A 26,741-nucleotide genomic window follows, 5' to 3' on the forward strand; every position below is an offset into this window, starting at 1 on the left:
CTAGACCGCAAACAACAACGATAGTTGGACGAGCATATACCTTTGTGGCGAGGGAGCTTGCTCCCGCTGGGCTGCGAAGCGGCCCCAAAGCTATGTGAATTGACTTGTCAGGAACACCGAATTGAATGGATTTACGGCGGCTTCGCCGCCGAACGGGAGCAAGCTCCCTCGCCACAGGGATCTCATCAGGCTGCAAGCATAACGATGTAAAGGTGAAACATTCGTCACCGCCGATTTGGCCTGCCGCCCGAAGCTGCATATCATGGCGCGCCCAAAGGCTTTCAAGAGTTACTTATGCGCCGCCTGCTCACCGGCTGTTTCGTTACCCTGCTGCTGTTGCTCAACACCCTGGTCCTGTTCGGGCCGCTGATGGTGTTTGCCCTGCTCAAACTGATCCTGCCCGGGCGCTTTCGCGACTACGCCTCATGGGCCGTCATGTGGATCGCCGAGACCTGGGCCGAAATCGACAAGCTGGTTTTCCGCCTGTGCATCCCCACCCAATGGGACATCCGCGGCGGCGATGACCTGCGCCGCGACACCTCGTACCTGGTGATCAGCAACCATCAATCCTGGGTCGATATCCCGGCGCTGATCCAGACGCTGAATCGCCGCACGCCATTCTTCAAGTTCTTCCTCAAGAAAGAACTGATCTGGGTGCCGTTCCTGGGCCTGGCGTGGTGGGCGCTGGATTACCCGTTCATGAAGCGCTACACCAAGGCATTCCTGGCGAAGCACCCGGAACTGGCCGGCAAGGATCTGGAAATCACCAAAGCGGCGTGCGAGTTGTACAAGCGTCAGCCGGTCACCGTGGTCAATTACCTGGAAGGCACTCGATACACCACGGCGAAAAGCGCTCAGCAGCAATCACCGTTCACCCACCTGCTCAAGCCCAAGGCCGGCGGCGTGGCGTTCGTATTGGCGGCGATGGGCGAACAGCTGGACGCCGTTCTCGATGTGACGGTGGTGTATCCGCAGCAGCAGATTCCGGGGTTTTGGGACTTGATCAGCGGCAACGTGCCGAGGGTCATCATCGACATCAAGACCCGCGAACTCGACCCGGCCCTGTGGCAAGGCGATTACGAGAACGACCCGGTGTTTCGCGAAACGATCCAGAACTGGGTCAACCAGCTCTGGATCGAAAAGGATCAACGCATCGACGCCTTGCGCGCCGAACGCCGCTGAATCAACTACCGGTGCCGGCGCCCCAGATCCCGCCCAGGCTTTCCAGCAGCGAACCGCCGACGCCCTGCTGACCCAGGAATTGTAAAAGCACCGGGGCAAACTGACCGATCATGCCGCTGTCCATGCCCAACGCGCTGAAAGCGTTGTTCAGGTCATTGGTGTTTTTCACGCTGCCCAAGGCGTTTTCCAGACCGGCCGATTTACCGGACGATCCGAGCAATCCAGCGAGGGCGCCAAGCTCACCGCCGCCGGACAGCTTGTCGATACCCGGTACGCTTTTCGCCAATTCCGAATAGTCGGTCGAGCTCAACTGATTCTTGGCCAGCCCCAACATCGCCGCGGTGCCGCCGACGGCTTGCTCGGGTTTGACGTTCAACTGCGAAGTCAGCGCGCCCAGCAACCCGGCGGTTTCCTGCGTCGGCGCGGCGGCAGTGGCGGCGTTACCGCCCTGCATGCTCGCGGCCGCTTTGGTCACATCTTCCAGGCTGAAACCGGCGAAGACCGGACTGGCCGCGAGGGTCATCAGCGAAGCCAGTGCAAAACCGCGTGAAATCTTCATCCAGACATCCTCTTGCGCCATGAAAACCGCCCGTGTGTGAGCGGGAAAACTGCCGGTTTGACAGGGGTTTGCTGGGCAATGTTCCTTGCTGCCGCATTTTTACCCCGTTCACACACCTGTGGAGAGAGAGCTTGCTCCCGTTTGGCGGCTAAGCTGTCGCGAAACTGTCAGACACGTTGTGTCTTACAGATAGAAATCACAGCGTTTCGAGCCGCTTCGCAGCTCAACGGGAGCAAGCTCCCCCGCCACAGGGTTGATGTAAAACATCAACAAAAACGGCGACCCTCGGGTCGCCGTTTTGCATTGCGTGAAGGCTTACGCCGCGCTGAACAGTTTGTGCGGATCAATCACAAACTTCTTCGGCACGCCCGCATCGAACTCGCCATAGCCTTGTGGTGCCTGATCCAGGCTGATCACCTGAACGCCCACCACTTCGGCGATGTTGATGCGGTCCCACATGATCGCCTGCATCAGCTGGCGGTTGTACTTCATCACTGGCGTCTGGCCGGTGTGGAAGCTGTGGGATTTTGCCCAGCCCAGGCCGAAGCGGATGCTCAGGCTGCCCATTTTTGCGGCGGCATCTACTGCACCTGGATCTTCGGTCACGTACAGGCCCGGGATACCGATTTTGCCGGCAACCCGCACAACGCCCATCAGCGAGTTGAGCACGGTGGCCGGGGCCTCGTGTTTCACGCCGTCATGGCCGTGGCCGCGCGCTTCGAAGCCTACGGCGTCGACGGCGCAATCCACTTCTGGTTCGCCCAGCAGTGCAGCGATTTGTTCATGCAGCGGGGTGTCAAGGGACAGGTCGGCGATTTCGAAACCCTGCGCCTTGGCGTGTGCCAGGCGGACAGTGTTGACGTCGCCGATGATCACTACCGCAGCGCCCAACAGGCGAGCGGAAGCGGCCGCGGCCAGACCGACAGGACCGGCACCGGCGATGTATACGGTGCTGCCCGGGCCAACGCCGGCAGTGACTGCTCCGTGGTAACCGGTGGGCAGGATGTCGGAGAGGCAGGTCAGGTCGCGGATTTTTTCCATCGCGCGATCGCGATCAGGCAGTTTCAGCAGGTTGAAGTCAGCGTACGGCACCATCGCGTATTCAGCCTGGCCGCCGGTCCAGTCGCCCATGTCGACATAACCGTAGGCGCCGCCCGGACGCGCCGGGTTAACGCTGAGGCAGACACCGGTGTGCATCTCTTTGCAGGAACGGCAGCGCCCGCAAGCGACGTTGAACGGTACGGACACCAGGTCGCCGATCTGCAGGTTCTCGACGTCGCTGCCCTTCTCGATCACTTCACCGGTGATTTCGTGGCCCAGCACCAGGCCGGTTTGAGCGGTGGTACGACCGCGCACCATGTGCTGATCGGAACCACAGATGTTGGTGGAAACCACACGAAGGATGACGGCGTGGTTAATCTTCCTGCCACGCGGGTCCTGCATTTTCGGATATTCGATATTCTGTACTTCGACCTTGCCAGCGCCGAGATACACCACACCACGATTGCCAGACATGCTTTCACCTCGCTGTTGTTTTTATGTAGCGGTCGCGTCGCCATGGAGCGGCGGCGCGTTGATTGCTCGGGTACAGATGCTGTTTATGTGTTGCTTGTAATGGCCTCATCGCTAGCAGGCTAGCTCCCACAGTTGATCTTTGGTGTGACCGAGATCTGTGGGCAGACACAAATCCCCTGTGGGAGCTGGCCTGCCAGCGATGGCGATCTAAAGAACGACGGTTCTGTTCGCGTTGAGAAACACTCTTCGCTCGATGTGATAACCAACGGCCCGGGCCAAGGTCAGCCCTTCGATATCCCGCCCTTTGGCGATCAGATCTTCCGGGTAATGACTGTGGTCCACGGCCTCCACGCCCTGGGCAATGATCGGGCCTTCGTCCAGGTCGTTGTTGATGTAGTGCGCCGTCGCGCCGACCAGTTTCACGCCCTTGTTGTAGGCCTGGTGATAAGGCTTGGCGCCCTTGAAACCCGGCAGCAGGGAGTGATGGATGTTGATCGCCTTGCCGTCGAGTTTGCGGCACAGCTCTGGCGACAGGACTTGCATGTAACGGGCAAGGATCACCAGTTCGGCGCCGGACTCTTCGATCACCTGCCAGACCTGACGCTCCTGCGACGGCTTGTCGTTCGGGTCCAGCGGGAAGTGGTAATACGGAATCTGGTGCCAGTCGGCCAACGGCTTGAGGTCCGGGTGGTTGGAAACCACGGCGGCCACGTCCATCGACAACTGGCCGATGCGCTGGCGGTAGAGCAAATCGTTGAGGCAGTGATCGGCCTTGGAAACCATGATCACCACTTTTGGCCGGTAGTTCGGCTCGGTCAGCTCGAAGACCATGCCGAAGGCTTGACCACGTTCCGCCAAACCTGCGCGGAAGGCTTGTTCGTCGAAGCCGTCAGGCTGGCGGAATTCCACGCGAATGAAGAAACGGCCCGAAAGCCGGTCATCGAAGGAATGGTGCTCGGTGACGTAGCAGCCCTGCTCGAACAGAAAGCGGGTCACCGCGTCCACGGTGCCGAGAACGCTTGGGCAGTCGGCGGTCAGAATCCATGTGTCTGGGGCGCGGCTCATAGTGCGGTGACTCCTGTTCGAAAATACCTGCACAACTTCAAGGCTGTGCAGGATCCTGTGGCGAGGGGATTTATCCCCGTTCGGCTGCGAAGCAGTCGTAAAACCAATCGATACGGTTTAACTGATGGACTTTGGGGCCGCTTCGCAGCCCAACGGGGATAAATCCCCTCACCACAAAAGCCCCTAGCCACAAACGATCATTACGCCTGAACGCTAAGCCCGTATTCGGCCGCCGCATCCTGCAACCACAACCACCAGTAATCCGAGAAGCTGCGACGGATCAGCAGTTCCCAGGTGTCTTCGGCGGTGTGGCGGATCACCAGTTGCGACTTGGCGAACACGGTGCCGACTGCCTTGCCCACCGGGAAGCTGTTGGGGTGCACGTCGTAGCTGGTGGATTTCATCAGCACCTGGCGCACATTCGGGCCGCTCAGTTCGAGGATCTGCTGGCCGCCGCTGACGTTGGTGATCGCAATATGCAGATCGCCCAGCGCTTCACGCAGTTTTTGCTCGGCGGCGAATTCTTCACCGGTCGGCACGATCAGCAGCCATTCATCCGGCCCCATCCATTGCAGGCTGGTTTCGCCTTTGACCACGACGGTCAGCGCACCTGGCAGCTCGATGCCGAGGGCCTTGTGCACGCCAGCGGCGAAGGCAGCATCATGGCCATCGCCACGAATGGTCAGGTGACCGAGGAGTTTTTTCTCACGCACGATCACGCCGGCGCTTTTGCGGCCCTTGCCCACCAGGCTGGCGAGGTCGGCATGATGCAGCGACGACTCGGCCTTGGCCCCGGTGGTTGGGCGTTGTTGGTACACATTGGCTGCGGTCATAAAGCACCTTTCCTGAATTCTGTTGGTTCCTGTGGTGGCTGCACTGCCGTCATCGCCAGCAGGCTAGCTCCCACATTCAACCGCGTTCCCCTGTGGGAGCTAGCCTGCTAGCGATTGGTAGCCCGCCAGCAGATCTCGAGGCCATCAAATGTTCTGGCGATCGCCTTTCGGATCGAAGAACACCGAAGACACAATTTCCGCCTCGATCACGCTGCCATCCGCCAGCGGTGCGAACACCCGCTCACCGATGCGCTTCAAACCGCCCTTCACCACGCCCATGGCAAACGAATAGCCCAGGGAGTTGTGCAGGTAGCTGGAAGTGACGTGACCGACCATCGTCATCGGAATCGTCTGCTTGGTGTTGAACACCAGTTGTGCCCCTTCCGGCAGCCATTTGGTCGGATCGATCGGCTTCAGGCCCACCAGCTGTTTGCGCTGGTCACGCACGCAGTCTTCGCGGTTCATGCCACGCTGGCCGATCCACGAAAACGGTTTGGTGCGACCGACACACCAGCCCATGTTCAGGTCGTCCGGGGTCATCGAGCCGTCGGTGTCCTGACCGACGATGATGAAGCCTTTCTCGGCCCGCAGAATGTGCATGGTTTCAGTGCCATACGGGGTCAGGTTGTACTGCTTGCCGGCCTCGACGATTTTCTCGAGAACGCCCATCGCATAGTCGGCTTGCACGTTGACTTCGTACGACAGCTCACCGGTAAACGAAATCCGGAAAATCCGCGCCGGCACACCGCCGACCAGCGCTTCTTTCCAGGTCATGAACGGGAAGGCTTCGTTGCTCAGATCGGCGTCGGTCACTTCGCTGAGCAGCTTGCGGCTGTTCGGCCCGGACAGGGTCATGGTTGCCCAGTGATCCGTCACGGACGTGAAGTACACCTTCAGGTCTGGCCATTCGGTCTGATGGTAGATTTCCAGCCATTGCAGCACGCGTGCAGCGCCGCCGGTGGTGGTGGTCATCACGAAATGGTTGTCGGCCAGGCATGCAGTCACGCCGTCGTCGAACACCATGCCGTCTTCTTTACACATCAGGCCGTAACGCGCCTTGCCCACATCGAGCTTGGTCCAGGCGTTGGTGTAGATGCGGTTGAGGAACTCGCGGGTGTCCGGGCCCTGGATGTCGATCTTGCCCAGGGTCGAAGCGTCCAGCAGGCCGACGCTGTCGCGCACGGCTTTGCATTCGCGTTTTACGGCAGCGTGAATGTCTTCACCGTTTTTCGGGAAGTACCAAGGACGCTTCCACTGACCGACGTCTTCAAACTCGGCGCCATTCTTCACGTGCCAGTGATGCAGCGCGGTGTGACGCACAGGTTCGAAGATGTGCCCACAGTGACGGCCGGCCACGGCGCCGAAGGTTACCGGCGTGTAGTTCGGGCGGAACATGGTGGTGCCCATTTGCGGGATGGTCACGTTCAGCGAACGGGCGGCGATGGCCAGGCCGTTGACGTTGCCGAGTTTGCCCTGGTCGGTACCGAAGCCCAGTGCGGTGTAGCGTTTGACGTGCTCGACCGACTCGAAGCCTTCGCGGGTCGCCAGTTCAATGGCGGCGGAAGTGACGTCGTTTTGCAGGTCGACGAATTGCTTGGGCCCGCGCGCGGTGCCTTTTTCATGCGGCACTTGGAACAGCGCCAGGGTGGGCTCTTCGAGACGGCTCAGGGCTTTCGGCAACGTGCCTTCGACCACGCTGAAACCGGCTTCGCTGGCTGCGCGAGCGCCGCCTTCAAAACCATCGGCCAACGAATCACCGAGGCCATAGACGCCGTTGATGCCACCGACGCACACGCGTTTCTGCGGTGCTTCGCCCGGTACGAATCCGAGGATGTCTTCACGCCAGGTCGGCTTGCCGCCCAAGTGCGAAGCCAAGTGAACCACCGGGCTGTAACCGCCGGAGCTGGCGATCAAATCGCAATCGAGCCACTCGCCAGGACTGGTCACGGCGTGTGCTTTGACATCGATCGCGGCGACGCGAGCGGCGGTCACGTGTTTGCTGCCACGGGCCTCGATCACGGCGCTGCCGGTCAGGATGCGAATGCCTTTGGCGCGTGCTTCTTCAACCAGCGCTCCACGCGGATTGCTGCGGGCGTCGGCGATAGCCACGACTTGCAGGCTGGCGTCGAGCCAATCCAGCGCTACGCGGTAGGCGTGATCGTTGTTGGTCGACAGCACCAGTTTTTTGCCCGGTGCCACGCCGTAACGGCGCACGTAAGTCGACACAGCGCCGGCGAGCATGTTGCCCGGCACGTCGTTGTTGCCGTAAACCAATGGACGCTCGCAAGCACCAGTCGCCAGCACCACACGTTTGGCGCGAACCCGGTGGATGCGCTGACGCACCTGGCCAATCGGGGCGCGGTCGCCGAGGTGATCGGTCAGGCGCTCATGAATGGTCAGGAAGTTATGGTCGTGGTAACCGTTGACCGTGGCGCGCGGCAACAGCAGCACGTCCGGGGTGTCTTTCAGCTCGGCGATGACGCTGGCGACCCACTCGGCCGCTGGTTTGCCGTCGAGGCTTTCGCGGGAGTCGAGCAGGCTGCCGCCGAACTCTTCCTGCTCATCGGCCAGGATTACGCGAGCACCGCTGCGCGCAGCCGCCAAAGCAGCGGCCAGGCCAGCAGGGCCACCGCCGACGATCAGCACGTCGCAGTGCTGGTTCATGTAGTCGTAGGTGTCCGGATCGTTTTCGGTCGGCGAGCGGCCTAAACCTGCGGCCTTACGAATGTACTTCTCGTAAGTCATCCAGAACGATTGCGGGTACATGAAGGTTTTGTAGTAGAAGCCCGGCGGCATCAGCTTGCCGCCGACCTTGCCGAGAATCCCCATCATGTCGTTGTTCACGCTCGGCCAGCCGTTGGTGCTGGTGGCGACCAGACCTTGGTACAGCGCTTGTTGCGTGGCGCGTACGTTCGGGATCTGCGTAGCTTCGGTCGCGCCGATCTGCAGCACGGCGTTGGGCTCTTCGGCGCCGGCAGCGAAGATGCCGCGCGGACGGGAATACTTGAAGCTGCGACCGATGATGTCGACACCGTTGGCCAACAGGGCAGCGGCCAGCGAATCGCCTTCAAAGCCTTTGTAGACCTGGCCGTTGAAGGTGAAGCTCAACACTTTGTTGCGGTCGATCCGTCCACCGTTGGACAGGCGATTGATCTGGCTCATACCTTCTCTCCCAGAGCCGTCGTGGCCGCTTTCGGGCTATCGGTCTTGTCGGTGAACTGCGGCTTGGCGCCGATCTTGTAGGTCTCGAGAATCTCGTAGGTCACGGTGTCGCGGGTGGCGTTGAAATACTGACGGCAACCGGCGACGTGATCCCACAGCTCGTGGTGCAGACCGCGAGGGTTATCGCGGAAGAACATGTAGTCGCCCCACTCCTCGTCGGTGCAGTTGGTCGGATCCAGTGGGCGCGGGATGTGCGCCTGGCCGGATGCGTGGAATTCCTCTTCGGAGCGCAGTTCGCCGCAGTGAGGACAGAAGATATGCAACATGGGGATTTCTCCTGTTAGTGGGCAACCGCAGCAGCGCCGTGTTCATCGATCAACGCACCGTTGTGGAAACGGTCGATGGAGAAAGGTGCAGCCAATGGGTGCATTTCACCCTTGGCCAGGCTCGCGGCAAACACGTTGCCCGAGCCAGGTGTTGCCTTGAAGCCACCGGTGCCCCAACCGCAGTTGAAGAACATGTTCGGGACCGGGGTTTTCGAAATGATCGGGCATGCATCCGGCGTGGTGTCGACGATGCCGCCCCACTGACGGTTCATGCGCACGCGGGACAACACCGGGAACATCTCGACGATGGCCTGAATGGTGTGCTCGATCACCGGGTACGAACCACGCTGGCCGTAGCCGTTGTAGCCGTCGATACCGGCGCCGATCACCAGGTCGCCCTTGTCGGACTGGCTGATGTAACCGTGTACGGCGTTGGACATGATCACGCTGTCGATAATCGGCTTGATCGGCTCGGACACCAGCGCTTGCAGCGGATGGGATTCGATCGGCAGACGGAAACCGGCGAGTTTGGCCATGTGCCCGGAGTTACCAGCGGTGACCACACCGACGCGCTTGGCGCCGATGAAACCCTTGTTGGTTTCAACACCGATGCACACGCCGTTTTCCTTGCGGAAGCCGATCACTTCGGTCTGTTGAATCAAGTCCACGCCCAAGGCGTCAGCGGCACGGGCAAAGCCCCACGCCACGGCATCGTGACGGGCCACGCCGCCGCGACGCTGGACGGTTGCGCCCATCACCGGGTAGCGGGTGTTCTTGGAGCAGTCGAGGTACGGAATCTCGTCGGCCACTTGTTTGGCATCGAGCAGTTCGCCATCGACGCCGTTGAGGCGGTTGGCGCTCACCCGACGCTCGGAATCACGGATGTCTTGCAGGGTGTGGCACAGGTTGTAAACGCCGCGCTGGGAGAACATCACGTTGTAGTTCAGGTCCTGGGACAGGCCTTCCCACAATTTCATCGCGTGTTCGTACAGGTGCGCCGACTCGTCCCACAGGTAGTTGGAGCGAACGATGGTGGTGTTGCGCGCGGTGTTACCGCCGCCCAGCCAGCCTTTCTCGACCACGGCCACGTTGGTGATGCCGTGTTCCTTGGCCAGGTAGTAAGCGGTCGCCAGACCATGCCCGCCACCGCCGACGATGACCACGTCATAGACCTTTTTAGGGGTCGGCGTGCGCCACATCTTCTGCCAGTTTTCGTGATGGCTGAGGGAGTGTTTGAAGAGGCCGAAGCCTGAGTAGCGTTGCATAGTCATTTACTCCAAAACCGCGCTCAGCGATAAACCGGGAAGTCCGCGCACAGGGCCGACACTTGCTGGGCAACATTCGCTTCCACATCGGCGTCGCCGAGGTTGTCGAGGATGTCGCAGATCCAGCCGGCCAGCGTGACGCACTGGGTCACCTTGAAGCCGCGCGTGGTCACCGCCGGGGTGCCGATGCGCAGGCCGGAGGTGACGAACGGCGACTGTGGATCGTTCGGGACAGCGTTCTTGTTCACAGTGATGTGGGCGCGACCGAGTGCTGCGTCCGCCTCTTTGCCGGTGAGGCCCTGACGGATCAGGCTGACCAGGAACAGGTGGTTATCGGTGCCGCCGGACACTACATCGTAGCCGCGTTTGATAAACACGCCGGCCATGGCCTGGGCGTTGTCGATCACTTGTTGCTGATAGGCCTTGAAACCAGGTTCCAACGCTTCCTTGAAGCACACCGCTTTACCCGCGATCACGTGCATCAGCGGGCCGCCCTGGGCACCCGGGAACACAGCCGCGTTGAGCTTTTTCTCGATTTCTTCATTGGCCTTGCACAGGATCAGGCCGCCACGTGGACCGCGCAGGGTCTTGTGGGTGGTGGTGGTGACTACATCGGCGTACGGCAGCGGGTTCGGGTACAGGCCGGCAGCGACCAAACCGGCGACGTGGGCCATGTCGACGAACAGCAGCGCACCGACCTTGTCGGCGATCTGACGGAAACGCGGGAAGTCGAGGGTCTTGGAGTAAGCCGAGAAGCCGGCAACGATCATCTTCGGCTTGCATTCGACGGCCAGGCGCTCGACTTCGTCGTAGTCGATCAGCCCGGTCTTGGTGTCGATGCCGTACTGCACGGCGTTGTACAGCTTGCCTGAGGACGACACTTTGGCGCCGTGGGTCAGGTGACCACCGTGGGCCAGGCTCATGCCCAGGATGGTGTCGCCCGCCTGGATTAGTGCCAGATAAACGGCGCTGTTGGCCGAGGAACCGGAGTGCGGCTGGACATTGGCGTAATCGGCACCGAACAGTTGCTTGGCGCGTTCGATGGCCAGGGCTTCAACCTTGTCGACGTGCTCGCAGCCACCGTAGTAGCGCTTGCCCGGATAACCTTCGGCGTATTTGTTGGTCAGGCCACTGCCTTGCGCTTCCATGACGCGTTTGCTGGTGTAGTTCTCTGACGCGATCAGCTCGATGTGATCTTCCTGGCGTTGCTCCTCGGCATTCATCGCCGCCAGCAGTGCATCGTCGTAACCCTGGATCTGGTCTTGCTTGCTGAACATCGCGTCTCTCCCAGCGGCATCTATGCGCCATTCGTCTCGGTAAGGCACCGGTGTTTCGACAGTGCCCTTTGATGCGATGGTATGACCGGCGCAGACAGGCCAAATGCCTACGGACGCCACGCAAAGGTGCGTTTACGACATGGGCTGAAATGGCTGACCGGACACAGTCTTCAATTCAGCCAGGATCCCCTGTGGGAGCGAGCCTGCTCGCGATAGCGGTGGGTCAGGCAACATCAATGCTGGCTGTGACGACCTCATCGCTAGCAGGCTAGCTCCCACAGGGTTATGCAACGATTTGGCGGACGAGTAACAGAAGTAAAAAATGCAGCGGATAAAGCGCATACGCCCAACGTCGCATCGGCGGAGGCTGGAGATGTTTGGCATGTCGCAACAAGACCAACCCCAGCAATGGCGCAATCAGACAAGCAGCGATGCCAAGGATCGCGGCACCATTACCGAAACGCGCGGAGTAAAACAGCACCTCCCATTGATTGGCCGCCAGGCACACCAGCCCCGGCAACAGGCTGAAATACCAGGGCCGCCTGATCACCAGCAGCATCGCCAGCGGCAGCAGCACGCCGAAAAAACCGAACATCAGCCACTGCGGAAAAAGCACCGCCAGCACCAGGGCGCCAACCGCGAGCAATCGCGATTGCAGCGTCCTGTCCTGCCAGCCACGCGCCACCAACAACCCCAGCGCCAACGTAGGCATCACGTTCAACGTGTCGGGATCAGGTATGAACAGCCGATACGGAATTTCACTGATGGCGCTGAACAGCAGCAACCAACCCAGATATCGCCACTGGCCGCCGGTTGTCACTGTGCGGCTCCGCGCCAGGTTGGCCGCCATCGCCAGACAAAACCACGGAAACGCCATCCGTCCCGGCACATACAGCAGATCGACGGAATAACCGATATATCGCAGGTGATCGAGCACCATGCTCAATAGCGCCAGCCACTTGAGCAGATCCAGTGCCCCATCCCTTTGCGTCATGTGCATAATTGCCCGTCGTCTTTGTATTGTTCTGTCAGACGCATCCCGTGTGCTCCCCGGATGATCTTCGGTAAAGTGCGCACCATCATTGACCACGAGACGCTTCACCATAAGCGTCTCGACCACGGAAAGCAGGGCCATGACCGATAAGAGCCAACAATTCGCCAGCGACAACTATTCCGGTATCTGCCCTGAAGCCTGGGCTGCCATGGAACAGGCCAACCACGGCCACCAACGCGCTTACGGCGACGATGAATGGACCGCTCGCGCGTCCGATGATTTCCGCAAACTGTTCGAAACCGACTGCGAAGTGTTCTTCGCCTTCAACGGCACCGCGGCCAACTCGCTGGCCCTGTCGTCGCTGTGCCAGAGTTACCACAGCGTGATCTGCTCGGAAACCGCCCACGTCGAAACCGACGAGTGCGGCGCGCCGGAATTCTTCTCCAACGGTTCCAAGCTGCTGATTGCCCGCACAGAAAACGGCAAGCTGACCCCGGAATCGATCCGCGAAGTCGCCCTCAAGCGCCAGGACATCCACTACCCGAAACCCCGCGTCGTGACCCTGACCCAGGCCACCGAAGTTGGCAGCGTCTACACCCCGGAAGAAATCCGCGCCATCAGCGCCACCTGCAAAGAGCTGGGCCTGAACCTGCACACGGACGGCGCGCGCTTCTCCAACGCCTGCGCATTCCTCGGTTGCTCGCCAGCGGACCTGACCTGGAAAGCCGGCGTCGACGTACTGTGCTTCGGCGGCACGAAAAACGGCATGGCGGTGGGCGAGGCGATCCTGTTCTTCAACCACAAACTGGCCGAAGACTTCGACTACCGCTGCAAACAGGCCGGGCAACTCGCCTCGAAGATGCGTTTCCTGTCGGCACCGTGGGTCGGGATCCTGGAAAACGACGCCTGGCTCAAATACGCCAAACACGCCAACCATTGCGCGCAACTGCTGGCGGAACTGGTCAGCGACATCCCCGGCGTGGAACTGATGTTCCCGGTGCAGGCCAACGGCGTGTTCCTGCAACTCTCGGAACCGGCCATCGCCGCGCTGACGGCCAAGGGCTGGCGCTTCTACACCTTCATCGGCAACGGCGGCGCACGCTTCATGTGCTCGTGGGACACCGAAGAAGAACGCGTCCGTGAACTCGCGGCGGATATCCGCGAAGTCATGTCCCACTGATTCCTTCAAACAGCAACCCAATACCTTGTGGTGAGGGGATTTATCCCCGTTCGGCGGCGCAGCCGTCGTAAAACCAGCCAATGCGGTCTGCCAGACAGACCGCGTTCTCAGTATTTGGGGCCGCTTCGCAGCCCAACGGGGATAAATCCCCTCGCCACAAGGGCGCTCCTCCGCTCCCCCCGCCCGCGTCAGCTCCATCGTCTACATTGTTTGTCGAGCCCTCCGCTCAGACAACAATAACCAGGAGCGTACGCATGTCCTTACAAGGCAAAACCCTGTTCATCACCGGCGCCAGTCGCGGGATTGGTCGTGAGATCGCGCTGCGGGCCGCGCGGGACGGGGCCAATATTGTGATTGCCGCGAAAAGTGCCGCGCCTCACCCCAAATTGCCGGGGACGATTTTCAGCGTGGCGCAGGAAGTTGAAGCGGCGGGCGGCAAGGCGTTGGCTTTGCAGGTGGACGTGCGCGATGAGGTCGCGGTGCGTGACGCACTGGCCCAGGCCAACGAGCATTTCGGCGCTATCGATGCACTGATCAACAACGCCGGCGCGATCAAGTTGACTGGCGTCCAACACATCGAGCTCAAACGCTTCGACCTGATGCACCAGATCAACACCCGCGCCGTTCTCCTGTGCAGCCAGGCTGCTTTGCCCTATCTGAAAAAATCCAGCGGCCACATCCTCAACCTGTCGCCGCCGCTGAATCTGGCGAGCAAATGGTTCGCCCAGTACAGCCCCTACACCGTAACCAAATACGGCATGAGCATGCTGACGGTGGGCATGAGCGAGGAATTTGCCAGTTACGGCATCAGCGTCAACTCGCTGTGGCCGCAGACCATGATCGCCACGGCGGCGATCGAGTTTCAGCTGGGTTCACGGGAGTCGTTCAAACATGCGCGCACGCCCGCGATCATGGCGGATGCCGCCCATGTCATTCTGGACAGCAGCGGTCGCAGCATCACCGGGCGGTTGCTGATTGATGAGGAAATTCTGGGTGAGAACGGGGTGACGGATTTTGAAAGGTATCGGTTTGCGCCTGACACCACCGAGCCGCTGATGCCGGACCTGTTTGTTGGTTGAGTGATTTAGGGTGTCAGTTAGATCCGCCCCTCACCCTAACCCTCTCCCCAAAGGGGCGAGGGGACTGACCGAGGCGTTCTTGGAGCTACATCGACCTGAAATATCGGAGTCGAACTCAGGCTCTGAAACCAACGCAGATCTACTCCCTTTCCCCTCTCCCCACTGGGGAGAGGGCTGGGGTGAGGGGGTGGATCTTGAAGTTAATTAACCTTCCAGCCTCAAATCAAAACTCGATCCGCACATCACCCTTCGGCACGCTGCAGCACGACAGGATGTAGCCCTCGGCTTCGTCTTCCTCGGTAATCCCGCCGTTGTGGTCCATTTCGACCTCGCCCCCCAGCTTCAACACCTTGCACGTGCCGCAAATGCCCATCCCGCAGGCCTTCGGGATCAGCAGGCCGAGCTTGGCCGCCGCCGCATGCACGGTTTCGCCCGGTGCCACGCGAATGCTCTTGCCGGACGAGATAAATTCGACTTGATGCAGGTCCGCCAGATCGACTTCCGGCGCGTCCGCAGCAATTTCGGCCTGTTCCACCGCATCCGCACGGGCTTCCGGCGGCGTGGCACCGAACGATTCCTCGTGATAACGCGACATGTCGAAGCCGACTGCTTCGAGCATGCGCTTGACCGCGTTCATGTACGGCGTCGGGCCGCAGCAGAACACTTCGCGCTCCATGAAGTCCGGGGACATCAGTTCGAGCATCTTGTGGTTCAGGTAACCGCGATAACCGGCCCACGGTTCGCCCAGACCATGCTTCTCGCAGATCAGGTGCAGGCTGAAGTTATCGATCCGCGACGCCATGTGTTCCAGCTCGCGGTGGTAAATGATGTCTTTGGGCGAACGGGCGCTGTGGATAAACACCATGTCGACGTTGCCGTTGGTGTCGTAGAACCAGCGCGCCATGGACATGACCGGCGTGATGCCGACGCCGCCGCTGAGGTACAAAACCTTCGGCGCGGTGAAGTCCATGGCGTTGAACAGCCCGACCGGCCCGTGCACCGCCAGCTCCTGGCCTTCGTGCAAGGTGTCGTGCAGCCAGTTCGAGACCTTGCCGCCCGGCACGCGCTTGATCGTCACCGAAAAGCTGTACGGCACCGACGGCGAGCTGGAAATGGTGTAGGAGCGCATGATCGGCACGCCTTCGATTTCCAGCTCCAGGGTGACGAATTGCCCCGGCTTGAAGAAGAACAGAATCGGCTGGTCAGCCATAAAGCAGAAGGTGCGCACATCCCAGGTTTCCTGGATGACTTTGACGCAACGGACGATGTGTCGACCGTTGGCCCAGGTCTGGGTGGTTACCGGATTCAGGAAGCTGTTGGACATGCTGTTCTCCACCGCCGATGGTCGGCCTTATGTTGGCGATTCTGCGTATAGCGCGAGCCACCCATTTACCTATCTGCGACATTCACATACTTATCGCGACCAGCCCGCATCTACCGGGGGTTGCGCGTCGGGAACAGATTGGGCCATGTCGCCCATGGATAAGGTTCTGCCCAGCGCCGGCCCCACACTCGCTCCATACCAAGACACAATCTTTACACCTTGCGTAGCAAACCTGATTAGCCACTTTCGCCGGCCACACAGAATGGCCTTGAGGATCAAATCGATGGACGTCACCGCAAAAATCAGCCTGGGCGATCCGCTGGAACCCGCACGCAAGGCCACCGCGCAGATGCTGCAAGAGCGCGAGCGCACTTTCTCGCTGCCGCAGCCGTTTTACTCTGACGAGCGGCTGTTTGATATCGATATGCAGGAGATCTTCCAGAAAGAGTGGTTGATCGCCGGCATGGCCTGCGAAATCCCGACCAAGGGCAACTACCTGACCCTGCAAGTCGGCAAGAACCCGATCATCGTGATCCGTGGTGCCGAAGGCGTGATCCATGCGTTCCACAACGTCTGTCGCCACCGCGGTTCACGGCTGTGCACCAGCGAAAAAGGCAAGGTCGCCAAGCTGGTCTGCCATTACCACCAGTGGACGTATGAACTGGACGGTCGCCTGTTGTTCGCCGGCACCGAGATGGGCGCCGACTTCGACATGAAGCAGTACGGCCTCAAGCCGGTGAACGTGAAGACGGCCGGCGGCTACATCTTCATCAGCCTGTCGGAAAATCCGCCAGCCATTGATGACTTCCTGTCGACGCTGAACCATTACATGGAACCGTACGACATGGAGAACACCAAGGTGGCGATTACCACCACCTTGATGGAAAAGGCCAACTGGAAACTGGTGCTGGAAAACAACCGCGAGTGCTACCACTGCAACGCGTCGCACCCGGAGCTGCTGAAAACCCTGCTGGAATGGGATGACGTTACCGACCCGCGTGCCGACCAGGCCTTCAAGGACCACGTCGCCGCCTCCGCCGCGGCCTGGGAAGCCGAGAAGATCCCTTACGCCCACGCCAGCTTCGGCCTGCGTAACCGCATCGTGCGCATGCCGCTGCTCAAAGGCACCGTGTCGATGACCCTCGACGGCAAACAGGGCTGCGCCAAACTCATGGGCCGCATCAAGAACCCGGACCTGGGCTCGATGCGCATCCTGCACCTGCCGCACTCGTGGAACCACTGCATGGGCGACCACATCATCGTGTTCACGGTGTGGCCGATCAGCGCTCAGGAAACCATGGTCACCACCAAGTGGATCGTGCACAAGGATGCGGTTGAAGGTGTGGATTACGACGTGGATCGCATGCGTCAGGTCTGGGATGCGACCAACGACCAGGACCGTCGTCTGGCTGAAGAGAACCAGCGCGGGATCAACTCCACGGCGTACCAGCCAGGGCCTTACTCCAAGACCTATGAGTTTGGTGTAGTGAATTTTGTGGACTGGTATAGCGAGCGTCTGCTGAACAATCTGGGCGCGGAACCTGCGCCTTACCTCAAAGGGGTTCCGGTTCAAGGCTGACCGATCCGCTGAGACAAAAAACCGCGAACATGTTTCGCGGTTTTTTTATTGTTCAAATTTCGACCAATCGCTTTAGAGCTGCCACTGGCATGGGGCTGTAGAGGTTCGCAAACAAGTTATCCACACCTTCGCCCACAGCAAATGGGGACAAGTGTGGATTTGCTCAAATCTTTCTCTTCATAAAGTGAATAAAAACCGTGACTTATCCAGAAGCAGGGTTTTGAACAGCGATTGGTTGTTTTTTGATCTATAGCTTGTAAGGCACGTTATACGTGGCTTGCAGCGGATGGCGAACACCTTATCCACAGAAGCGCCAACAGACTTTGGGGGCAACTTTACCGGATCTGTGGAAAACCCTTGAAAACCGCGAAATATCAGGGTTTGCAAGTGGTTTACAACCCAAAACCGTTGATTTGATCGTTTTTTAATCACCAGCCGAATAAGCCCGGTTTATATAGCCTGTAGAGGACAGCGAACATCTTATCCACAGATGCGCTAACAGAGATTGGGGGCAAGTATTGGCGGGCGTACAAAGTTATCCTCCGGAAAAAGCGTGGAAAAACCGCAAGTTAGCCTGGTTGTTTTTTGTACGAAGGGTTGCAGGGCTTGATTTGCATGGGGTGTAGCGAAGGGCAAACATGTTATCCACAGAAGCGCTAACAGGGATTGTGGGTAAAACCGCTCAGAGCCTGTTGAAACACGATAAACCAGAGTCGATGTCCAGATGGACCTCATAGTCATCGAATGCGCGCCACCCGAATAAGATCGAAGGCACGTAGCGCCCCGCCAATAACGACGGAGGAATCGTGAAGCTCGGGTAGTGTTTATAAGTGACCGGCGCGGTACTGCCTGACAAATTCAACTCGCCCTGAAAGGTTTGGTAGTTGGGCCTCGCGGCGACGTGAACGGGAGAGTTGCCCGGCGCGGCGGACGTCAGGTAATCCACGTTGCCGGTGTCGATAATCCCCAGGGTTGCCCGACGATCCAGCCGTGCCGCAATGGTCAATCGTTGATTGATGTCCATGCGCGTATAGGTGATCGGTGAATCACATCGAGTGGGAGGTCGGGCGTTGAACTCAAGGGTTTTCTTCGTGACTTTCAGGCGCCCCAACTTGCCTATCAGGTCCAGACCCAACAGGTTGTCCCGGTCACTGACAAACACCAGCACATTCCTGAACTCGCTTGCGCCGATCTTCAATGACTTGAGGATCCCAAGTTTGGCCGACAGGTCGCGCTCACCGTAAAACGTGCTGTAGCCGTAGTGGGAGTCGGTTAACAACGTGATCCCCATCAGCTTCGCGGTGTCGGCGTTGACGCGGGTTTGAGGGGCTCCGGTGTCCAGGATGAAGCGTGACGTGAAGCCATTGGCCGCTGTGACATCGATATAGGGCAGCACTTCGTCAGACACGTAATCGTCAGTGGGGTAAGGGTAAATCGCGAGGACTTCGCGGCGCTGGGTTCTTTCCACGGAAAAATCGCCGACCGTGCGCAAGGTCGCGATCGACTTGTTGCCGAACATGGAAAACAACCCCTTGAGTTCAGGGTCGTTGGCGATGGCCCGGGCATGACGACGTTTGATCGCCAGATAGTAATCGGGAAGCTGGTTGGCGGCTTTGACCTCGAAGATTCGGGCAAGCACGGTCACTGAACAATTGAGGTTTTCATCAGCCGCCAACACCTTGTCGCACTGCTGCTTCATCTGCGCCAGTGAGGCTTTTCGTCCCGGTTCCGACGCCAGCCATTGATAAAAATCGGGTTCTTTGCCGGTCTCGGCCGTCAAACGCGGGGACACAACCAGCAACACCATCACGGCACAGATCAGACATGTCTCACGTCGACTGACCGCGTTCATGTTCAACCCATTGTTGAAAACGCGTTGTATGAATTAGCGCTGCTGCCCGATCGGGCCGCTCATAGAGAAATGTAGCTCACTAGGGCCGATACATCAGGTAGGCCTCACCCGTGACCCGAATCATCGGGTGGGGCGTGATCTGGCAGGTATCGACGATGCGGAAGCCATGTCGCTCGTAGAAGCGGCGAGCGCCGGTGTTGGCGGCATAGTCGATCAGGCTCAAGCCATTGAGCCCGAGCTGGTTGGCACGGTCGTAGGCATAGGCGAGGAATTGCTTGCCCAGGCCCAGGTTGCGCCAGCCCTCATGCAGCGCCAGGCTGGAAATGTAGAGGGTGTCGGGGATTTCCATCTTCGCGTACGGCGCCAGGACCGGATCGGTCGTCGGCTCTGCCAGCGGATCGTGACGCATCACGTAGCTGTGCATCATGCCGATGACGTTGCCATCGGCCTCGGCAATCAGGCAGTTCTGCCAAGAGAAATCGACATCGTCACGGGCGTAACGAATGGCGCCGACGTCCAGCAGATCCTGACCGGGCTGGGCCAGTTGGCTCCAGATGTAATCGGCAGCCCCCTCCGAGGTGATTTGAAACAGACGCGCAATCTCTCGCGCATCGGCGCGCACTGCCGAACGGAATTCAACGGTCATTGTTTCCCCATAAATGTCGGTGACACCGGCCCCTGTGGAACACCGCCCCCTGTAGGAGCGAGCCTGCTCGCGAAAGCGGTCGTTCAGCCGCAGGGATGTTGACTGACCCACCGCTTTCGCGAGCAGGCTCGCTCCTACATTGGTTATGTGCTGATTTTCGGTTAGCGAACCACGCCTTCTTCGATCAGCAACTTGAGAATGGCTTCGGCACCGGCCTGCGCCGTCACGCCCTTGAGCACTTGCCCACCGCCACCACTGGCCTTGGCCGTCGCGGCTTTCATCCGGTCGGCGCCGCTCTTGGCCTTGATCACCTTCAAGCGTTTGGGCCGTGGTTTGGCCGGTTGCAGGGTGGCGACGGCCAGTAGTTCATCGTCGATGACTTCAACCTCGTCCGCCTGCAACACCCCGCGCCGCGCCGGGCCGTAAGCGCTCTGCCGAGGCTTCGGCGCGGCGTTATCCACAGTCGCCAGAAACGGCAGCCGTACTTTCAGGCGACGGCGCTGACCGCGCGGCAAGGCTTGCAGCACCAGTGCTGAATTACCATCGATGGATTCAACTTGAGCCAGCCCGACTACCAGCGGCCAGCCCAGATTTTCCGCCAGCAGGAACGGCAACATGCCCGAGCCTTCACCGGTTTCCGCCTGGCTACCGGTCAGCACGACCTGAGCCCCGGCGTCACGCAAATACGCGGTCAAGGCCGGCAATGCATCGGCGCCTTCCGGCTGTTCGAGCACATGCAGTTGTTCCAGGCCCATGCCCAGATAAGCGCGCAGCGCCGGTTCCGCGACATCACCGGCATGCAGCACTTGCAAGTTATCCCCAGCCAGTTGCAGACCCAGTTCCACCGCCCGCGCATCCTGCTCCGCGCGACGTGGCCGGCCGGAGGTCGGGTGGGCGCCGATGGACACCAGGCTGATGATTTTCGTGCTCATAACCCTTTCCTTTCCTTAAGCCGCATCGCGCTTGGCTTCGTTGCGGTAAGCCTCTACCGCCGCAATCAAGGCTTGAAGAATCTCGGCGCTCTCGCCGATCACCGACAGGTCGGCCCGTTTGATCATGTCGCACCCCGGATCGAGGTTGATCGCCACCACCTTGTCGCAGGCACCTATGCCTTGCAGGTGCTGGATCGCCCCGGAAATCCCCACCGCCACGTAAACCCGTGCGGTAACCCAGGTGCCGGACGCACCGACCTGACGGTCGCGGGCCATGAAGCCATCGTCCACCGCCACTCGGGACGCACCTTCGGTGGCGCCCAGCGCTTCGGCGGTCTTGTGGAAAAGTCCCCAGTCCTTGACCCCGTTGCCGCCAGAGAAGATGAACTCGGCTTCGGCCATCGGAATCGCCGCCGGGTCCACTGCCACTGCGCCCAAATCTTCGATACGCGACAAGCTGCGTGCGACGGCTGTGGATAACTCCACTGGCAACGCTTCGTGACGGGTTTCGCTGACGGGTTCGGCGCATTCGACGGCGGCCAGAATCAGGCGTGCGACCGGGCGTGCAAGGTCTTGTAACCCAGCGCCGGCGCGGCCGATGCATTCCTGATCCTTGACCTGCCAGACCCGTGTGGCAGGGCGTTCGCCCAGTGCAGCGGCAAAGCGTCGACCCAATTCACCACCGCCGCTGCGGCTGTCCGGCAGTAGCCAATGACGCGGGCTGAACTGGTTATCCACAGCCCGCAGGCCCTGGACCCTTTGTTCCGGTGCATAACCGCTGAATTCGTCGCCTTCCAACACTAGCAAGCGATCGACGCCAGCAGTGGCGAAAGCGTTTTCCTTGTGTTCGCCGAAGACCACGGCCAATACCGCGCCGTCCTTGCCGGCCAGTTGATGGGCCAAGCCGAGCAAATCGCGGTCGTGGCTGCTCAGGCGGCCACCGACCATATCTGGCACCACGCTGATGTAAAACGCAGGTGCAGGCACTTGATGCAGCGGCAATTGCACTTCAACGGCGGCCGAACGTTTGGTCGCCCCGCCCTGTTGAGCGCCGCTGCGGTCAATCCGTTTGATGCCGTTGGGGCCGATAAAACCAATGCCGTGCAGGTTCTTGCGGATGACGCCGTTGGGGCCCATCCAGCTGTGTTGAGCCGGTTGCATGGCCGCGTGCAGCGGGTGCAGGCGGTTGCGGGCAATCCATTCGGCGCGGGGGTCGCGGCGGATAATGTCGCTCATCAGTGGGCCTCCGCAGGTTCACGTTGGGCCGGTGTGGTCGGCTTGCTTGGCGCGGCATCTTCGAGCAACGCGTCGGCCACCAGTTCGGCGATGTCCTTGATCAGCGGTCGCGGTTCGACCACGCCTTCGAGCATCGCGGTGCACTGTGGACAACCCACGGCCACCAGTTCGGCACCGGTTTCGCGGATGTCTTCCATGCGCATGTCGGGGATCCGTTGCTTGCCCGGAATGTCGGTAATCGGCGCACCGCCACCCCCACCGCAGCAGCGCGAGCGGAAACCGGAGCGTTGCATCTCTTTCACTTCAATCCCGAGGGCGCGCAGCACTTCACGCGGCGCCTCGTATTCGCCGTTGTAGCGGCCGAGGTAGCACGGGTCGTGATAGGTCACGCTGCTGCCTTTGTGCTGGCCAAGGTTCAAGGCGCCAGCGCCGATGATTTCTGCCATGTAGGTGCTGTGGTGCTGCACGAGGTAGTTGCCGTCGAAGGCGCCGTACTCGTTTTTCAGCACGTGGAAGCTGTGCGGATCGCAGGTGACGATGCGGTTGAAGTTGTATTTGGCCAGGGTCTGGATGTTGCGCTTGGCCAACAACTGGAAGGTGGCTTCGTCGCCCAGGCGTCGGGCCACGTCACCGCTGTCACGCTCTTCAAGACCGAGGACCGCGAAGTCGACCTTGGCCGCTTTCAGCACTTTGACGAAGGCGCGCAAGGTGCGCTGGTTGCGCATGTCGAAGGCACCGTCGCCGACCCAGAACAGCACGTCGACGGATTTCTTCTCGCTCATCAGATTGAGGTTCAAGTCCGCCGCCCAGTTCATCCGCCCGCCCGGGGCGAAACCGCCCGGGTTATCGGTGGCAATCAGGTTTTCCAGGACTTCGGCGCCCTTGTTCGGGGTCGCGCCTTTTTCCAGGGTCAGATGGCGGCGCATGTCGACGATGGCATCGACGTGCTCAATCATCATCGGGCACTCCTCGACGCAGGCACGGCAAGTGGTGCAGGACCACAGCGTTTCGGCGTCTACCAGACCGTTAACGATCGGTTGATGCGGATTGCCGGCGTGTTCACCGATGGCTTTGCCCGGATACGGACTACCGGCGAACTTGGCGTCGGTGCCACCGGCCAGGCCGACGACCATGTCCTGAATCAGTTTTTTCGGGTTCAGCGGCTGGCCGGCGGCGAATGCCGGGCACGCGGCTTCACATTTACCGCACTGCACACAGGCGTCGAAGCCGAGCAGTTGGTTCCAGGTGAAATCCTTGGGTTTTTCCACCCCCAGCGGTGCGTTCGGATCGTTCAGGTCCAGCGGTTTCAATCCGGTGGAACGACCACCGCCAAAGCGTTCGGCGCGACGGTGCCAGGCCAGGTGCAGGGCACCGGCGAAGGCGTGCTTCATCGGCCCGCCCCAGGTCATGCCGAAGAAAAGTTCGCTAACGCCCCACAGCACACCGACGCCGAGGATCGCTGCTACTACCCAACCACCGAAGTTTTCCGGAAGGATGCCAGCGACTGGCAGGGTCAACAGGAAGAAACTCGCCGAGAACGCCAACAGGCTTTTCGGCAGGCGCATCCACGGCCCTTTGGACAGGCGCGCCGGTGGGTTGCGACGACGCAGATACACAAAGATCGCACCGACGAACATCACCACCGTCATCAACAACAGCGCGTAGCCGAGGATGCGGTTATGCAGGCCAAAACCGTGAACCAGAATCGCCAGCACGATGGACGCCACCGCGCCACCGGCCGTGGCCACGTGGGTGTTGGCGATGTATTTGTCCCGTGCCACGACATGGTGCAAGTCGACCATGTAGCGCTTGGGCATGGCGAACAGGCCGCCGATCAGGTCGACTTTCGAAGCCCGGCCTCGGCGCCACATAGCCACCCGCCGCAACGCGCCGAGGACAGCGAGGCCCAGGGCAGCGAACAACAGGATTGGAAGAAGGGTGTTCAACATGGTGGAGCTCCCAAAGACCTCGGGGTCTTGCAGGTCGAGATGCCTGACTCGGTTCCTGTGGGAGCGGGCTTGCCCGCGATTGCATTTTGTCAGTCACATCTGCATTGACTGACCCACCGCTATCGCGGGCAAGCCCGCTCCCACAGGGTCATGTGCAAGCCGTTAGAAGTCTTTGCACAACCGCAGCGCGTCATAGATCGCCGCGTGGGTGTTGCGCTGTGCCACGCAGTCGCCGATGCGGAACAGCAAGTAGCCGTCGCCCGCCTGGCTCAGCGAAGGTTGCGGCTTGATCGCGAACAGGGCTTCGATGTCCATCTGGCCTTTGTTGCGCGAGCCTTCCTTCATGGCGTAGTAGATTTCTTCGTCCGGACGCACGCCGTTTTCGACGACGACCTGGTCCACCACCCGCTCCTCTTTGGCGCCGGTATATTCGTTTTCCAGCACCGCCACCAGCTTGTCGCCTTCGCGGTAGACCTTCTCCAGCATCATGTCCCCGGTCATGATTACTTCTTTGGGGTACATGCTGCGGTAGTAAGTCGGGAACGACGTACCGCCAATCGCCACGCCCGGCTTGATGTCGTCAGTGACAATCTCGACCTGGCTGCCCTTGTCGGCGAGGAAGTCCGCAGTGGACATCCCGGTGAACTCGCAAATGGTGTCGTAGACCAGCACGTTCTTGCCCGGTGCGACCTTGCCATCGAGGATGTCCCAGCTGCTGACCACCAGGCCTTCAGCCGCGCCCCAGTGTTCGTTCTGCTCCAGGAATGGATGGCCGCCGACGGCGAGCACTACCACGTCCGGACGCAGGTCGAGAATGGTTGCCGCATCGGCGGCCACACCCAAGCGCAAATCAACCTTCAGACGTGCCAGTTCCAGTTGGAACCAGCGAGTGATACCGGCGATCTGGTCCCGTTGCGGGGCTTTCGAAGCGGTAGTGATCTGCCCGCCGATGAATTCTTTCTTCTCGAACAGGGTCACGTCGTGGCCACGTTCAGCTGACACACGCGCAGCTTCCATCCCGGCAGGACCGGCACCGACCACCACGACTTTGCGCTTCACACCGGTCGACTTTTCGATGATGTGCGGCACGCCCATGTATTCACGGGACGTCGCGGCGTTCTGGATGCACAACACGTCCAGGCCCTGGTACTGACGGTCGATGCAGTAGTTGGCGCCGACACATTGTTTGATCTGGTCGACCTGGCCCATTTTGATCTTGGCGATCAAATGCGGGTCGGCGATGTGGGCGCGGGTCATGCCGACCATGTCCACGTAGCCGCCTTCCAGAATGCGGGTTGCCTGGTTCGGGTCCTTGATGTTCTGCGCGTGCAGGACAGGAGCCTTCACCACTTCCTTGATACCGGCCGCCAAATGCAGGAATGGCTCCGGTGGATAACTCATGTTCGGGATAACGTTGGCCAGGGTGTTGTGAGTGTCGCAACCCGAACCCACCACACCGATGAAGTCGATCATGCCGGTGTCGTCGTAGTACTTGGCGATCTGCTTCATGTCCTCGTGGGACAAGCCGTCCGGGTGGAATTCATCACCGCACAGACGGATGCCGACGCAGAAATCCGGGCCGACTTCAGCCCGTACAGCCTTGATCACTTCCAGGCCGAAACGCATGCGGTTCTCGAAGCTGCCGCCCCATTCGTCGGTACGTTTGTTGACCCGTGGGCTCCAGAACTGGTCGATCATGTGCTGGTGCACTGCGGACAATTCAACGCCGTCCAGGCCGCCGGCCTTGGCCCGTGCAGCAGCGCTGGCGTAGTTGCCGATCACCCGCCAGATTTCTTCCGGCTCGATGGTTTTGCAGGTCGCACGGTGCACCGGTTCACGGATGCCCGACGGCGACAGCAGGGTTGGCCAATGCTCGCCGTCCCAACGGGAACGACGGCCCATGTGGGTAATCTGGATCATGATCTTGGCGCCATGCTTGTGCATGGCATCGGCCAGGTTCTGGAAGTGCGGAATGATCCGGTCGTCGGCCAGGTTGACCGACTTCCACCAGCCTTGCGGGCTGTCGATGGCCACGCTGGAGGAACCGCCGCAAATCGCCAGGCCGATCCCGCCCTTGGCTTTCTCTTCGTAATACTTGACGTACCGGTCGGTGGTCATGCCGCCGTCGGTCGCGTAGACCTCGGCGTGCGCGGTGCTGAGCACGCGGTTGCGGATGGTCAGTTTGCCGATCTGGATCGGCTGGAACATTGCTTCGAAAGCCATGGCGGGTTCCTCGACTTACAACGGCTTGACGGTGAACAAACCGTCGTCGTGGCCTTCTTCGGAGCCACCGTAGACTTGTTCGGCAACGGTGTGGATCTTGCTGCCGCGGGCCTGCAGAATCTGGTCCATGGCACCGGCAAACCAGCCAGTGAACATGTAATCGACCTTGCGCCCGACCTTGCCGTACACGTAGACGAACGCCGAGTGTTCGAGCTTGACGCTGGCAGTGCCTTTGTCGAGGTCGATGTCCTGGATCTTGAACAGACCCCAGCCGCGCTGCGACAGACGCTTCATGTAATGCTCGAACACCGCGACGCCTTCCAGGCCGTGGCATTCGGCTTCTTTTTCACACCAGTGCCAGGCGGATTTGTAGCCGGCCTTGTAAAGGATCTCGGCGTAGGCGTCGGCGCCCAGCACTTCCTCGATGCCCATGTGGTTGTTGACGAAGAAATGACGCGGTACGTACAGCATCGGCAGGGCGTCGGAGGTCCAGACACCGGTTTCGCTGTCGACTTCGATTGGCAATTGCGGGGCGATCTTGGCCATGGAAACTTAACTCCAGA

Annotated in this window: 21 protein-coding genes; 4 read left to right on the forward strand and 17 right to left on the reverse strand. The window is 60.3% G+C overall.

Annotation, left to right across the window (positions count from 1 at the left end):
* Positions 1 to 294 precede the first annotated feature (294 nt).
* Positions 295 to 1,182, forward strand: coding sequence for a 1-acylglycerol-3-phosphate O-acyltransferase, YihG family (yihG, locus tag ACA060_RS26685; protein WP_497314152.1), 888 nt, complete (start codon positions 295 to 297; stop codon positions 1,180 to 1,182).
* 1 nt (position 1,183) lies between these two features.
* Here yihG and ACA060_RS26690 read toward each other — a convergent pair whose 3' ends face one another.
* From ACA060_RS26690 to ACA060_RS26730, 9 genes are all read right to left on the reverse strand, one after another.
* Positions 1,184 to 1,741, reverse strand: a complete 558-nt coding sequence (locus ACA060_RS26690) for a DUF2780 domain-containing protein (protein ID WP_497314154.1) — start codon at positions 1,739 to 1,741, stop codon at positions 1,184 to 1,186.
* 315 nt (positions 1,742 to 2,056) lie between these two features.
* Positions 2,057 to 3,256: a formaldehyde dehydrogenase, glutathione-independent gene (gene fdhA, locus ACA060_RS26695; RefSeq protein ID WP_059407445.1), complete on the reverse strand. Its 1,200-nt coding sequence runs from the start codon at positions 3,254 to 3,256 to the stop codon at positions 2,057 to 2,059.
* Between the two features lie 207 nt (positions 3,257 to 3,463).
* Positions 3,464 to 4,321, reverse strand: coding sequence for a formyltetrahydrofolate deformylase (purU, locus tag ACA060_RS26700; protein ID WP_109635419.1), 858 nt, complete (start codon positions 4,319 to 4,321; stop codon positions 3,464 to 3,466).
* A gap of 200 nt (positions 4,322 to 4,521) precedes the next feature.
* Entirely contained in the window at positions 4,522 to 5,154 is a 633-nt protein-coding gene (locus ACA060_RS26705) for a sarcosine oxidase subunit gamma (RefSeq protein WP_497314156.1), read from the reverse strand.
* A 144-nt stretch (positions 5,155 to 5,298) separates the two neighbouring features.
* Positions 5,299 to 8,316, reverse strand: coding sequence for a sarcosine oxidase subunit alpha (locus tag ACA060_RS26710; RefSeq protein ID WP_497314158.1), 3,018 nt, complete (start codon positions 8,314 to 8,316; stop codon positions 5,299 to 5,301).
* Entirely contained in the window at positions 8,313 to 8,642 is a 330-nt protein-coding gene (locus ACA060_RS26715; RefSeq protein ID WP_109635425.1) for a sarcosine oxidase subunit delta, read from the reverse strand. Before ACA060_RS26715 ends, ACA060_RS26710 begins: the two co-directional genes overlap by 4 nt.
* A gap of 14 nt (positions 8,643 to 8,656) precedes the next feature.
* Positions 8,657 to 9,907: a sarcosine oxidase subunit beta gene (locus ACA060_RS26720; RefSeq protein ID WP_007947735.1), complete on the reverse strand. Its 1,251-nt coding sequence runs from the start codon at positions 9,905 to 9,907 to the stop codon at positions 8,657 to 8,659.
* A gap of 23 nt (positions 9,908 to 9,930) precedes the next feature.
* On the reverse strand, positions 9,931 to 11,184 hold the full coding sequence (glyA, locus tag ACA060_RS26725) for a serine hydroxymethyltransferase (protein ID WP_109635427.1): 1,254 nt from the start codon (positions 11,182 to 11,184) through the stop codon (positions 9,931 to 9,933).
* 283 nt (positions 11,185 to 11,467) lie between these two features.
* The gene (locus ACA060_RS26730) at positions 11,468 to 12,184 is read right to left on the reverse strand and encodes a TraX family protein (RefSeq protein ID WP_497318358.1); all 717 of its coding nucleotides are present in this window, start codon (positions 12,182 to 12,184) and stop codon (positions 11,468 to 11,470) included.
* A gap of 133 nt (positions 12,185 to 12,317) precedes the next feature.
* On the opposite strand from ACA060_RS26730, the gene ACA060_RS26735 reads away from it, so the two are divergent.
* Both ACA060_RS26735 and ACA060_RS26740 read left to right on the forward strand, forming a co-directional pair.
* Positions 12,318 to 13,358, forward strand: a complete 1,041-nt coding sequence (locus ACA060_RS26735; RefSeq protein ID WP_497314160.1) for a threonine aldolase family protein — start codon at positions 12,318 to 12,320, stop codon at positions 13,356 to 13,358.
* 254 nt (positions 13,359 to 13,612) lie between these two features.
* On the forward strand, positions 13,613 to 14,437 hold the full coding sequence (locus ACA060_RS26740; protein ID WP_497314162.1) for an SDR family oxidoreductase: 825 nt from the start codon (positions 13,613 to 13,615) through the stop codon (positions 14,435 to 14,437).
* 223 nt (positions 14,438 to 14,660) lie between these two features.
* Here the strand turns inward: ACA060_RS26740 and gbcB are convergent, their stop codons facing one another.
* On the reverse strand, positions 14,661 to 15,761 hold the full coding sequence (gbcB, locus tag ACA060_RS26745) for a glycine betaine monooxygenase reductase subunit (RefSeq protein ID WP_109635434.1): 1,101 nt from the start codon (positions 15,759 to 15,761) through the stop codon (positions 14,661 to 14,663).
* Positions 15,762 to 16,044: 283 nt separating this feature from the next.
* Between gbcB and gbca the strand changes: the two genes are divergently transcribed.
* The gene (gene gbca, locus ACA060_RS26750; RefSeq protein ID WP_109635436.1) at positions 16,045 to 17,340 is read left to right on the forward strand and encodes a glycine betaine monooxygenase oxygenase subunit; all 1,296 of its coding nucleotides are present in this window, start codon (positions 16,045 to 16,047) and stop codon (positions 17,338 to 17,340) included.
* 682 nt (positions 17,341 to 18,022) lie between these two features.
* Here gbca and ACA060_RS26755 read toward each other — a convergent pair.
* The 7 genes from ACA060_RS26755 to ACA060_RS26785 all read right to left on the reverse strand — a co-directional run bounded on the left by ACA060_RS26755 (position 18,023) and on the right by ACA060_RS26785 (position 26,724).
* A complete protein-coding gene (locus ACA060_RS26755; protein WP_497314165.1) occupies positions 18,023 to 19,192 on the reverse strand; it encodes a retropepsin-like aspartic protease in 1,170 nt (389 codons plus the stop codon).
* Positions 19,193 to 19,271: 79 nt separating this feature from the next.
* Complete coding sequence (locus ACA060_RS26760) at positions 19,272 to 19,838, reverse strand: GNAT family N-acetyltransferase (RefSeq protein WP_497314167.1); 567 nt, start codon at positions 19,836 to 19,838, stop codon at positions 19,272 to 19,274.
* A gap of 161 nt (positions 19,839 to 19,999) precedes the next feature.
* Positions 20,000 to 20,770: an electron transfer flavoprotein subunit beta gene (etfB, locus tag ACA060_RS26765; protein ID WP_415758825.1), complete on the reverse strand. Its 771-nt coding sequence runs from the start codon at positions 20,768 to 20,770 to the stop codon at positions 20,000 to 20,002.
* A gap of 15 nt (positions 20,771 to 20,785) precedes the next feature.
* Positions 20,786 to 22,006 carry an electron transfer flavoprotein subunit alpha gene (gene etfA, locus ACA060_RS26770; RefSeq protein ID WP_497314169.1) on the reverse strand — a complete coding sequence of 407 codons (1,221 nt, stop codon included), beginning with the start codon at positions 22,004 to 22,006 and terminating at the stop codon, positions 20,786 to 20,788.
* Entirely contained in the window at positions 22,006 to 23,955 is a 1,950-nt protein-coding gene (dgcB, locus tag ACA060_RS26775; RefSeq protein WP_497314171.1) for a dimethylglycine demethylation protein DgcB, read from the reverse strand. The genes etfA and dgcB overlap by 1 nt, the downstream gene beginning before the upstream one ends.
* Before the next feature lie 162 nt (positions 23,956 to 24,117).
* On the reverse strand, positions 24,118 to 26,178 hold the full coding sequence (gene dgcA / locus ACA060_RS26780) for a dimethylglycine demethylation protein DgcA (RefSeq protein WP_008151900.1): 2,061 nt from the start codon (positions 26,176 to 26,178) through the stop codon (positions 24,118 to 24,120).
* A gap of 15 nt (positions 26,179 to 26,193) precedes the next feature.
* Positions 26,194 to 26,724, reverse strand: coding sequence for a DUF5943 domain-containing protein (locus ACA060_RS26785; protein ID WP_127881618.1), 531 nt, complete (start codon positions 26,722 to 26,724; stop codon positions 26,194 to 26,196).
* Positions 26,725 to 26,741: the final 17 nt, after the last annotated feature.

The sequence above is a fragment of the Pseudomonas sp. LBUM1671 genome (assembly GCF_059695685.1).